Source organism: Fulvivirga sp. (genome assembly GCF_040218215.1).
In the GTDB taxonomy this organism is placed as follows: domain Bacteria; phylum Bacteroidota; class Bacteroidia; order Cytophagales; family Cyclobacteriaceae; genus Fulvivirga.
Genome location: NZ_JAVJQL010000002.1, coordinates 94,596 through 107,192, shown reverse-complemented (window position 1 = coordinate 107,192; position 12,597 = coordinate 94,596). Strand labels below are relative to the sequence as shown.

Sequence of the window (12,597 nt, the reverse complement as noted above, 5' to 3'; positions counted from 1 at the left end):
GATTCAGGACTAGCTCATAAGCCTGCATCAGGCATACATTTCCTGACGCTGCTGCATAAACTTCTCATCTGAGATGTACTCATCATAAGTGCAAAGCTTATCCATATGGCCATTAGGTGTTATTTCAATGATTCTATTGGCCACTGTTTGTGTAAAGGCATGGTCATGTGATGTGAACAGCACTGTGCCAGGAAATTCTTTTAATGCATTGTTAAATGCAGTAATTGACTCCAGATCAAGGTGGTTCGTTGGCTCGTCTAAAATTAGAAGGTTAGCACCAGCTAACATCATTTTTGAAACCATACACCTGACTTTTTCACCTCCTGAAAGTACATTACACTTTTTAAACACCTCTTCACCACTGAACAGCATCTTGCCTAAGAAGCCCCTAATGTATACTTCGTCTTTTTCTCCTTCAGAGAATTGTCTCAACCAATCTATGAGGTTGTCATTAGACTTAAAGTATTTTTCGTTTTCGTTAGGCAGATAAGCTGTAGTAATAGTTTGGCCAAATTTGAAAGTACCCTTGTCAGCTTTCATCTCACCCATTAGAATTTGGAATAGCGCTGTGGTAGCCAAGCTGTCTTTGCTTAAAAAAGCTATTTTATCTCCTTTGTTTACAAAGAAGTCAAGGTTTTTAAATAAAGTTTTACCATCTACAGTTTTTGTCAATCCAGATGTTTCCAGAATCTGGTCTCCGGCTGGTCTGTTTTGTGTAAAAATGATTGCGGGATATTTTCTTGTAGAAGGTTGAATGTCTTCAATATTGATCTTATCCAATAATTTTCTTCTACTTGTAGCTTGCTTTGATTTAGAAGCATTGGCGCTGAACCTGGCGATAAATTCCTGAAGTTCTTTTTTCTTTTCTTCCGCCTTTTTGTTTGAAGAAGAACGCTGAGACAATGCCAATTGACTGGACTCATACCAAAATGAATAGTTACCGGTATAAACCTTAATTGCTGAGAAGTCAATATCAACAATATTGGTACAAACTGTATCTAAAAAGTGCCTGTCGTGAGATACAACAATCACTGTGTTTTTAAAATCGAGAAGAAAATCCTCTAACCAGGACACCGTATGTATGTCAAGGTCGTTGGTAGGCTCATCCAGAATTAGAATGTCAGGGTTGCCAAATAGTGCCTGAGCCAGCAATACACGTACTTTGTAATTGCCACTAATGTCTTTCATTAAAGAATGGTGATGCACTTCTTCTATGCCCAAGCCACTTAACAAAGCAGCGGCATCTGATTCAGCATTCCATCCATCCATTTCGGCAAATTCACCTTCCAGTTCAGCCGCCTTTTCACCATCGGCTTCAGAAAAGTCGGGCTTCATGTAGATAGCATCTTTCTCTTGCATGATGGACCAAAGCTTGGTGTGTCCCATCAATACAGTATTCAAAACAGTCACTTCATCAAACTCGAAGTGATTTTGTTTCAATACGGCCATTCTTTTGCCCGGTTCCATACTCACTTTCCCTGAAGTAGGATCCGTTTCGCCAGAAAGTATTTTTAAAAAAGTAGATTTTCCAGCTCCATTGGCACCGATAACACCATAGCAATTGCCCTGAGCAAAATTGATATTTACCTCATCAAATAATACCCTTTTACCAAACTGAAGTGAAAGATTTTGTACTGCAAGCATTGTAATTCATTTAAATTGGCTGCAAAGGTACTATTTTTAATTTCCTTAAGTAAACAAACCTTAGTTTTGGTGGATTATTTAAACCAGTGTAAATGAGAGTAGCAGTAATAGGAGGCGGGGCAGCAGGCTTTTTTGCGGCCATATCTTGTAAAACGCATCATCCAAAAGCTGAAGTTGTAATTTATGAAAAAGGCTCCAAACTTCTGTCAAAAGTAAAGGTGTCTGGCGGTGGTAGATGTAACGTTACACATCAATGCTTTGACAATAAGAAATTAGCTGCTCATTACCCACGTGGCGAGAAATTTCTAAGAAATGCATTCAGTCAGTTTGCCGTTGAAGATGCCATAGATTGGTTTGAAAGCAATAGAGTGATATTGAAAGCAGAGAACGATGGAAGGATGTTCCCAATAACTGACGATTCTCAAACCATAATTAATGCCCTTATGAACCAAGCAAGTCAGTTGGGCATTAGCATTAATATGAAGCAATTGGTCGCCAAAATAGAGCCCAAAGAAAGTGCGATTGATTTGGTATCCAACGATGATGAGAGATTCACTTATGAAAAGGTAATAATTGCGACAGGTGGTTCTCCGAAATTGGAGGGTTTATTATGGTTGCAGGATCTGGGTCATGAAATTAAGGAACCGGTGCCTTCGCTTTTTACATTTAATATGCCCAACGAACCAGTAAAAGCACTAATGGGAGTGGCTGTTGAAAGGGCTACCGTTAAAGTGCAGGGTACCAAACTGAAACAGACTGGCCCACTACTTATTACACATTGGGGCATGAGCGGACCGGCTATTCTGAAGAGCTCTGCCTGGGGAGCCAGGGAGCTTAGTGATTTGGGCTACAAGTTTAAAATTCAGGTGAATTGGGCGGATGATAAATCTGAAAATGACCTGAGGTTAATGATTAATGAGATGCAGGAGAACCATCATAAGCGGATGGTGGCTAATAAAAATGCCTTTGGCATACCATCTAGGCTCTGGGAGTTTTTGATGACTAAAATAGGCCTGAGGGCTGACATCATCTGGGGAGAAATGGGGCAGAAGGGTGTCAATAAGCTCGTTAATGTACTGCTGAACGATGTTTATCAGGTAGAAGGGAAAACAACCTTCAAAGAGGAGTTTGTTACTTGCGGTGGCGTAGCACTTTCAGACATCAATAATGAGACCATGGAAAGCAAGAGAGTACCAGGTTTGTACTTTGCGGGTGAAGTAATGGATATTGATGGCATTACTGGTGGGTTCAATTTTCAAGCTGCCTGGACCACCGGATGGATTGCAGGGAAGTTAAAATAGTTGGGTGTTATTTGGTAATTTCCAGTGCAATCGTTTGAAGTTAATTGGAAGCAAAATTCCTCAGAAGCATATCTAAAATAATTCCTACATTTTGTTCAAAACCTTTCTTATTAGATTAAAAAAAGGCATTTTTAGCGAATTGTCGCAATTTTTCTTCATACTAAAATTGAAAATTTAAAGCTAAAAATTTATGCAATCGTTTGAAATTGGTTGTATTCTGTAAACTTAATTTATGAAAGGTAATTCAGTCATTTATTCACTTTTTCTGAGCACCTCACTTTTTTTAACAAATTGTGAAAAAACCAATGAACCAGTGAAAAATAATAAAATAGAAAATCTATTGTCGCAAATGACTTTAGATGAAAAAATTGGTCAGCTTAATCAATACTCTATTGGAGCTGAACTTACAGGCCCGGGGGCGAAGGAAGGGATTAATAAAATTAAGTACGACCATTTAAAAAATGGTAAAGTCGGGTCAGTTCTAAATTTACTAGGAGCAAAAAATGGGAGAGAGACTCAAAAGTTTGTTGTTGAAGAGTCTCGATTAGGTATACCACTAATTACATCATATGATGTTATTCATGGTTATAAGACCATGTTTCCTATTCCTTTGGGTGAAAGCGCTTCTTGGGATTTGGAACTTATGGAAAATACGGCTGCTGTAGCTGCCAAGGAGGCTGCTGCCGCTGGTGTAATGTGGACATTTGCACCTATGTTGGACATTTCAAGAGATCCTAGATGGGGTAGGGTAATGGAAGGGGCTGGTGAAGATACTTACCTTGGTACCGAAATAGGCAAGGCTAGAATCAGAGGTTTTCAGGGCAACGATCTTTCTGATGTGGCCACTATAGCAGCATGTGCTAAGCACTTCGCTGGTTATGGATTTTCTGAAGGTGGCAGGGATTATAATAACGTTTATTTAGGCAAGCATCAATTGTTAAATACAATACTGCCTCCATTTAAAGCTGCCGCAGAGACTGGTGTAGCCACTTTCATGAATGCGTTTAACGATATCGATGGTGTGCCTTCAACGGCAAATGAATATCTTCTTAAAGATTTATTGAAAGAAGAATGGGCTTATGATGGTGCCGTTGTATCTGATTGGGGATCAATTGCTGAATTAGTGCCACATGGTGTTGCTAAAGACAGCGCAGAGGCTGCTCAAATGGCTATTACAGCAGGCTCTGATATTGATATGGAAGGGTATACATATATCAGAAATTTAAAGCAACTTGTAGAGAGTGGAGCCATCAATGAATCTTTAATTGATGACGCGGTAAGAAGAGTACTGAAGCTTAAGGAAGATTTAGGTTTATTAGATGACCCTTATAAATACTTTGATGAAGATCGTGAAAAAGAAGTGCTTTTGAATCCTACGCATTTAGCACTGTCTCGTGAAGCTGGAAGAAAATCAATTGTGCTTCTAAAAAATGAAGGTGACCTGTTGCCTTTAAAAGCAAAAAATATAGCCGTAATAGGTCCGCTTGCCAAGGATAAGGACTCGCCAATTGGCAACTGGAGAGCCCAGGGCGAAAAGGGATCTGCAATTTCACTTTACGAAGGTTTAACCGAAGCATTACCTGATGTTAATTTTAGCTACGCTCAAGGGTGTAAACTGTCTATCGGTGCCAATGATTTTGCACATGAAGTCGAAATTGAAAATAGTGACAGGTCAGGATTTAAGGAAGCGGTAGAAGTAGCTAAAAAGTCCGAACTGGTTATAATGAATCTTGGTGAACCAGCTTATATGTCTGGTGAGGCCAGAAGCAGATCGGAGATTGGCCTTCCTGGCCTTCAGTTAGAGCTGCTTAAGGAAGTTTACAAGGTCAATAAAAACATTGTACTGGTATTGATGAACGGACGCCCTTTGACGCTACAGTGGGAGGCGGAGAACATTCCTGCTATTTTGGAAGCGTGGCATTTAGGTTCTATGGCTGGTCATGCTATTGCTGATGTGCTTACTGGTAAGTATAACCCCTCTGGTAAACTGCCAATGACTTTCCCAAGATCAGTAGGGCAGATCCCTACTTATTATAACCACAAAATGACTGGCCGGCCATCTACAGAGCCTGGAATGGTATTTTATAGCCATAACATGGACATTGAGAACAGCCCGCAATATCCATTTGGTTTCGGCTTAAGCTATTCTACTTTTGAGTATTCTCCGGTTTCATTAAGTAAAAATGAAATGAATATGGGCGAGGAAATTACGGTTTCTATCCATGTGAAAAACACAAGCAATGTTGATGGTGAGGAGGTTGTGCAGCTTTATATCAGAGATGTTGTAGGCAGTATCACCAGACCGGTTAAAGAGCTAAAAGGGTTTAAAAAGTTGATGATTAAAGCGGGAGAAAGTGTTCAGATTGATTTTGAAATAGGTGAGGAAGATCTGGCCTTTTATAGAAAGGATTTTACTTTCGGTACTGAGCCCGGTGATTTTGAGGTGTTTGTTGGCACAAACTCGACAGATGTTCAAACTGCAACTTTCAAATTGAATTAGTATGAAGACATTTGTTAAAATATTGTTAGTCTGCATTTGTGCATTAATGGTTATTTCATGTGCTGAGAAGCAATCAAGTGAAGAAAGTCAAACAACTACTGAAGAGAATGCAGCCGGTTTAGTTTGGTCAGATGAGTTTAATTATTCAGGCGCTCCAGATTCTACAAAGTGGAGCTATGATCTTGGAGATGGCTGCCCTAATGTTTGTGGATGGGGCAATAATGAACTAGAATATTACACTTCAGATTCAAAAAATGTTAGAGTTGAAAATGGTAACCTTATTATTGAGGTTCATGAAGACCGTGCCGACAGTCTCAAGCCATATTCATCTGCTAGGGTTGTAAGTAAGAATAAGGGTGATTGGCTATATGGTAAAATAGAAGTGAAGGCAAAACTACCCTCTGGTGTAGGTACGTGGCCCGCGATATGGATGCTACCGACCGAATGGAAATATGGCGGGTGGCCCGAAAGTGGTGAGATTGATATTATGGAGCATGTAGGCTATGACCATGGCAATGTTCATGGTACCGTTCATACCAAAGCGTTTAATCATTCCATCGGCACACAAAAAGGCGACTCTGTTTTAATAAAAACGGTTGCTGAGGAATTTGCCGTTTATGCTATCAACTGGACCCCTGATCAAATAGAGTTCATGGTGAATGGTGAAATTTATAATATATTTACTAACAATGGGCAGGGTTTTGAAGCGTGGCCATTTGACCAAAAATTTCATCTGTTGCTAAATATTGCTGTTGGAGGCAACTGGGGAGGTAAGTACGGAGTTGACGACTCCATCTGGCCTCAGCGTATGGAAATTGACTATGTCCGAATTTATAAGAACTAACTTAACCTTAACTACACTATACTATGTCTAAAAACGGATTACTTATACTGATTACATCAGTCGCGGCCCTGGGAGGGCTCTTGTTTGGTTACGATACAGGCGTAATCAACGGTACACAATTTTACTTTAGCAAATACTTCGAGCTCGAGTCAGCCATGAAAGGCTGGGTGGTGAGTAGTGCCCTTGTTGGCTGCTTTTTAGGGGCTATTTCTTCTGGTTTTATGACCAAAACTATCGGTAGAAAAAATAGTCTGATCATCTCAGCCCTTATGTTTACCATCTCTGCCTGGGGATCAGGTATGCCTTCTGTACTTCCAGAAACAATCACTGTTTTGGTAATTTTCAGAATCATTGGTGGTATTGGTATCGGTTTAGCGTCTATGGCTGCTCCAACTTACATTGCTGAGATCGCCCCTAAGGATAGAAGAGGAGTGTTGGTTTCCTTCTATCAGCTGGCAATTGTAACTGGTTTCTTTGTGGTATTCTTAGCTACCTATTTTATTGGTAACAATTTTACACCAGAAGAAAATGTTTCTGAAGGCTGGAGATGGATGTTCTGGTCTGAACTTATCCCATGTTTCTTATTTCTTGTTTTAACATTCTTTATACCTCGAAGCCCGAGATGGCTTATGATGGTAGGCAAAGAAGAGGAAGCCTTGAAAGTATTGAACAGACTGCATGAGCCTGAAGCTGCTCTGAAAGAAATTGAGGAGATCAAACACTCACTTAAAAGGGAGGCCAACTCAGAAGCTAAGACAGTATCTGTTTGGCAGAGTGCTGTTTTACCTATCGTATTGATTGGTTCTGCATTGTCTCTATTACAGCAGTTTACGGGGATCAATGCCGTGTTATACTATGGTGGTGACATCTTTGAAAAAGCATTGGGTTACGGTCAGGAAGACGTACTGGCACAGCAGATCTTGCTAGGAGCCGTTAACTTCGGTTTTACCTTTGTGGCCATGTACACCGTTGACAAGTGGGGTAGAAAGCCATTGATACTATTTGGTAGTTATGGTATGCTGCTGGGCTTTATCCTCCTTGGTGGTTCATTGTACTTTAATCAGGTAGGTGTCATTTCCTTGATAGGGGTGTTGATGTTTATTGGCTCATTTGCTTTGAGTATGGGGCCTGTTACCTGGGTGTTATTAGCAGAGATGTTCCCTAACAGTGTAAGAAGTACTGCCATGTCTATAGCAGTAGCGGTACAGTGGGGTGGTAACTACCTGGTTTCTCAAATGTTCCCAATTATGGCGGAAAGTGAGGCCAACGTATCCGGACCATGGAACAAATCAATGCCTTATGTGGTGTTTGGCATTTGTATCATTATATTGATTATATTTACCAAGAAATACGTGCTTGAAACCAAAGGCAAGAGTTTGGAAGAACTTGAAGGTGTTTGGGCAGAGAAATACGGTAAGATTGAGTCTTAATTGATTAAGAAGATAAAATTTGAAAGCCCGTGAAGCAATTCACGGGCTTTTTTATGTTAAAGCGAGTTCGGGATAAAATACACGTACCAAGGTGTCATCCCGGAAATTTTATTTCTATGTTTCTTAAAGGAATAAAATTGTCCGGGATCTCCCCATTCTCTTTTGGAGATACCGGATAAAATCAGCTTTTACAAAAAATAAAGCTGATTTTTCCGGCATGACGATTCGTTTGAACTAATGTTAAGTTGAAGCGATATATCAAATTATGCCTGACATCATTATCCTTCTAAAATTTCTTAGCTTAGAAAATTGAAAATTGAAAAAATAGCAGCAAGTCATGTATGCTGTTGCAGGACAATATTCGAAACAACTGCTCACAAATAACTGGTCAACGAGAATCTAAAGCATGTTAAACAAACCTCATCCTTTTATTTTTAACGTTTACAGTGTTCTCATTCCATCGGTTGTCACCTTTATGGTATTGCTTATTTTGCGGCCATTTGAATTCAGCACCTTCACAAACAAAGAGTTAATACTCTGGAGTGCAGTTTTTGCAGTGCTTGTTGGATCGACAATTTTAATTACTGTTTTATTAGTGAAAAGAGCACTTCAAAATACCATTGAAGAAAACTGGACGGTAAATAAGGAGATTTTCCTCATTCTCTTTGTGCTAGTCACGATTTCCATAGTAATCTTCACTTTATTTTTGATACTCAACCCAGAAGCCAATTGGCTCAATATATTCAATCTGGTAGTGGTCAGAACTTTGGCCATTAGCTTTTTTCCCGTGCTCATATTGGTGCTTTATGAGCAAAATCACTATCAAAAAATACAAAGGCGACAAGCAGAGCAATTGAATCAAGAACTGCTTAAAAAACAGCATTCAGTGGCGCAAGAAACTCATAAAATTAATCACCCTGCAAAAGCGGTATTAGTTGCTGAGAATGAGAAAATCGCTTTGCAGATAGATCCTATGGATTTGCTTTTTGTAAAATCCGAAGGGAATTATGTGGAGGTGTTTTATCGTCAAAACGAAAAAATACATAAGGAGCTTATCAGAAATAGCCTTAAAGCCATTGAAGAGCAACTTTCAGTTTCAGTATTTTTTCGGTGCCATAACCGGTTCCTGATAAACTTGCATCACATTCAGAAAGTAGAAGGGAATGCCCGGAATTTCGAGCTGGCGTTAGCGAATATTGAAGAAAAAATTCCGGTGTCCCGTGGTAAATCTGAAACGCTGCTTCAGCTTTTTCAGCATAAACCTTAGCTTCCTTTTTCCAAACCTTCCCATTCCTCCCAAATAAGGGTCAATACTTCCCAAAGTACCCTTTTGGTGATTAATTGGGTTGATTTCACTTCAATTTTGCCCCATCAAATTTTACAAAATACCCTGATGGAAAAAATTATTCAAAACATACTGTATGTACACATACTGGTAGGCAGCATCGCCTTACTTTCCGGAGCAGTATCAATTCTTAGTAATAAAGGGAAGCAGTTGCACCGCAAATCCGGAAGCATTTATTTTTGGGCAATGACGCTGGTGTTTATCACCGGAATCATCGTGGCCGGCTTTCGCTTCAATCGGTTTTTATTCCTTATCGCTTTCTTAAGCTATTATAGTGTTTTCGCGGGTGTGCGATTTCTTAAACTTAAAGGATTACACAAAAACCAAAACCCTGAGTGGTACGATTGGGCAGCCGGAATCATTAATGGCGTTGCTAATATTATTTTTATTGGAATAGGAATGTACTACCTGCTTAGAGGAAATAGCAACCTCCCCGGGGCACTGCTTTCTATGGGTTTTGGGGTAGGTGGTTTGTTGATCTCTTATGCCAATTTAAAGCCATTTATACAGCGGCCGACCAAAGCTTACCATTGGTACACCGCTCATATAGGCAATATGATGGGAGGCTATATTGCCACCTTCACCGCCTTTTTATCAACAATGGTTACCCGATTTGACCTAATGAATCCTTTCCTGGCGTTTGCCCTGCCTTCGCTTATTGGCATTCCGCTGCTGATTTTTTGGACTAACCGAATAGAAAAATCATTTGCAAAACCGCTGAACAAATGAAAAACCGCATAGTTTATATTGCCTTTTTGAGCTTCTTCTCTGCTTCCTGCTCGTACTTTAAAAATGTCAAGTTACTTACTGATGCGAAAATCAGTAGAGAGCATTATGTGCAGACAATACCATTTGAATGGCGCAAGGAGCTAATTGTTGTTAAAGCAAGACTAAACTCAGACACCGCGCTGCGGGAGTTTATTTTCGACACGGGGGCATTTAACAGCAAGGTAGAAAATGACCTGGCTAATGCGCTGGGTTTAGAGGTGGTCACTGAAAAAACCAATAGCACAGCCCAAGGCCTCAGCCAAAAAATTGAGGTGGTGCGGATTGACTCTTTACAGTTGGGAGAAACAACGGCTTATAACATTGGCGCAGGAAAACTTAACTATGGGCTTGCGTCTGCCAGCCCTTGCATTGCTGCAAGCGGCATTATCGGGGCTAACCTGATCAAATTGGCGCACTGGAAAATAGACTATCAAAACCAACTCTTACACTTCTCTGATACGCCTTTTGAAGTTGAAGAAAGCAGTTATCGCTTACCTTTTGACCGTCCGTTACTTTCAGGCACGCCACAAATCAGTCTGAAAGTTGAAGGTAAAAAAGCGGAAAATGTTTTGTTTGATGTGGGCTTTAATGGCGGTTTGGTTTTGCCATTATCCCTGGCAAGCCATTTTAGCAATGTCGATTCTAAGATTATCCTTGACCAATCTACTTCCGGAATTTACGGTACCAATGCCGATTCACTATTAGTCAAGAATTTGACAGTAGAAGTTGGCGGGGTTAAAGCGAAAATACCTGTCGAGTTCTCTTCCCTGAACAAGGCGCTTTTGGGCAATGAGTTTTTGAAGCATTTTGTAGTGATAATAAATTATGACACAAAGGAAATTCACCTTCAAAAGCAAAAGGAAGTTCAAATTGCTCCTTCCCACAATTTTTTAGTCGCTGTTCAAAATGACTCGCTTTGGGTGGTAAGCCGTACCTCGCCTGATTTACCGCTCCGGTTAGGAGAAACCTTACTTTCTGTCAATGGAAAAAAGCCAAAAGACTTATTCACTTCGCACTGCGATTATGTGATGAATGTGGGAAAACTTATTGACCAGGATAGCTTGAAGGTTCAGAAAATGAATGGCACTTTTTTAAACATTAGATAATATTTTAAATCATGAAGAAAACAATTGCACCTTTTATCATTTCATTTTTAATCACTGTTAATCTGTTTGCGCAAACGGATACTACCCAAATGCTCAATTCCTTTATCCAAAGCACCCTGGAAATATCGGAAATTGTGCCTTCTGTGAGTGTGGCCATAGTGCGGGATACCGATATTTTATACCTGGAAACCTTTGGCTATGCCAATTGGGAGCAGGAACAGCCTGCCACAAATCAAAGTGTTTATTACATTGCTTCCTGTACAAAAGCCTTCAACGGACTTTTAGCGCATATTTTGGCAAAGGAAGGTTCAATAGAGCTCAATGCACCTATTCTCAATTACAAGCCTTTTAAGGATTTTAAAAGAAAAGAAGTCTTCCAGAATATTACCATAATGGATTTGCTTACGCATCAAAGCGGCATTGATAATCCTTATCTTTCTTTCCGCCTGGCCTATACTGGTGAATACACCGATGCTGAAATATTAAAACTGATCGAGGAAGAAACCCAGCCAAACGAAGCAGGGAAAGTGTTCGAATACACCAATTTTGGCTACTATTTGTTGGACTACCTACTGCAGGCTGAGCTCGGTAAGGATTGGAGGGATTTGTTAGATGAAAAACTATTTCAACCTCTGGGCATGAACAGCAGCACGGCCTATGCCTCTAAAGTACCTGCTGATAAATTAGCCCGTCCGCATGGTGGCATATTCAAAGGGGAGGTAAAAGTTTCTCCTTTGCAAAAGAATGATGCAGTGATGCACGCAGCAGGTGGGTTGATGACCAATATAGAAGATGCCGCTAAGTTTCTGCAGTTCTATTTGGCAACCGGAAATGGTGTTTATCCTAAAGATTTAGTAGAAAATTCTTACCGACAGCAAGTAGAAGCAAAGCACGAATATGTACGGGTTTTTGATGGCAAGGGCTATGCCAGCGGCTGGCGTATTGGTGAATTTGAAAAGGAAAAAATAGTATATCATTTTGGTGACTATGCAGGCTATTTTGCGCACTACTCATTCATTCCCGAAAGGAATATTGGCATGGCTGTTTTTAGCAATACTGACATGGGCATGACTGCCGCCAACCTGATTTCAAAATATGCCTATAACTTGTATTTGGGCAATAAAAGGGAAGTGAAAAGTGCCGAAAAAATTCTTTACAAAAAAGTATCGAAGGCACTGGCTCAGGAACGCAAGGCACAACGGGCCCATGAGCAAAAAATGGCAGAACGAACCTGGAATTTATCCTTACCCAAAAAGCAGTATGTGGGTACTTACAAAAGTGATAACTATGGTAAGGTAGAAATAAGCTATGAAGATGAGCAATTGATTGTGACCGCTGGTAACCTGAAAACAGTAGCCACGGCATTCCCTTCTGAGAATACTATGCGCGTGGAGCTGGTGCCCGGCTCAGGAACCATCATTGGCTTTGACCTGAAAGATGGAGCGGTAGTTAGTTTGTTTCATCAAAGGGAAACGTTTATTAAGGTAGAGTAATTGGGCGAGGCCCAGCTGATTGGCGTTTAAAATCAGTTGGGCTGTTGGCTTTTCAGATTGAAATAACCTTTCTAACACCCACCTGACCTCTCTCAAGGGAGGAATTAAATTTCAAAAAGTCACATGTGAATGTCTCCTTGATGGAACTACAGGGGGTGCTTGTTTA

General features: G+C 40.3%; 9 protein-coding genes. 8 read left to right on the top strand and 1 reads right to left on the bottom strand.

Annotation, left to right across the window (positions count from 1 at the left end):
- Positions 1–27: 27 nt before the first annotated feature.
- Positions 28–1,644 carry an ABC-F family ATP-binding cassette domain-containing protein gene (locus RIB54_RS00570; RefSeq protein WP_350064217.1) on the bottom strand — a complete coding sequence of 539 codons (1,617 nt, stop codon included), beginning with the start codon at positions 1,642–1,644 and terminating at the stop codon, positions 28–30.
- A 92-nt stretch (positions 1,645–1,736) separates the two neighbouring features.
- Here RIB54_RS00570 and RIB54_RS00565 point away from each other — a divergent pair, with 92 nt between their 5' ends.
- The 8 genes from RIB54_RS00565 (at position 1,737) to RIB54_RS00530 (ending at position 12,431) form a co-directional block, all read left to right on the top strand.
- Positions 1,737–2,945 carry a BaiN/RdsA family NAD(P)/FAD-dependent oxidoreductase gene (locus tag RIB54_RS00565; protein ID WP_350098762.1) on the top strand — a complete coding sequence of 403 codons (1,209 nt, stop codon included), beginning with the start codon at positions 1,737–1,739 and terminating at the stop codon, positions 2,943–2,945.
- Positions 2,946–3,177: 232 nt separating this feature from the next.
- Entirely contained in the window at positions 3,178–5,445 is a 2,268-nt protein-coding gene (bglX, locus tag RIB54_RS00560; protein WP_350098760.1) for a beta-glucosidase BglX, read from the top strand.
- A 1-nt stretch (position 5,446) separates the two neighbouring features.
- Positions 5,447–6,289: a glycoside hydrolase family 16 protein gene (locus tag RIB54_RS00555; protein WP_350098758.1), complete on the top strand. Its 843-nt coding sequence runs from the start codon at positions 5,447–5,449 to the stop codon at positions 6,287–6,289.
- Positions 6,290–6,312: 23 nt separating this feature from the next.
- Entirely contained in the window at positions 6,313–7,719 is a 1,407-nt protein-coding gene (locus RIB54_RS00550) for a sugar porter family MFS transporter (protein WP_350098756.1), read from the top strand.
- 406 nt (positions 7,720–8,125) lie between these two features.
- Entirely contained in the window at positions 8,126–8,986 is an 861-nt protein-coding gene (locus RIB54_RS00545; RefSeq protein WP_350098754.1) for a LytR/AlgR family response regulator transcription factor, read from the top strand.
- Between the two features lie 126 nt (positions 8,987–9,112).
- Positions 9,113–9,793: a DUF2306 domain-containing protein gene (locus RIB54_RS00540; RefSeq protein WP_350098752.1), complete on the top strand. Its 681-nt coding sequence runs from the start codon at positions 9,113–9,115 to the stop codon at positions 9,791–9,793.
- A complete protein-coding gene (locus tag RIB54_RS00535) occupies positions 9,790–10,938 on the top strand; it encodes an aspartyl protease family protein (protein WP_350098750.1) in 1,149 nt (382 codons plus the stop codon). The genes RIB54_RS00540 and RIB54_RS00535 overlap by 4 nt, the downstream gene beginning before the upstream one ends.
- Before the next feature lie 11 nt (positions 10,939–10,949).
- Positions 10,950–12,431 carry a serine hydrolase gene (locus RIB54_RS00530; protein ID WP_350098748.1) on the top strand — a complete coding sequence of 494 codons (1,482 nt, stop codon included), beginning with the start codon at positions 10,950–10,952 and terminating at the stop codon, positions 12,429–12,431.
- Positions 12,432–12,597 lie beyond the last annotated feature (166 nt).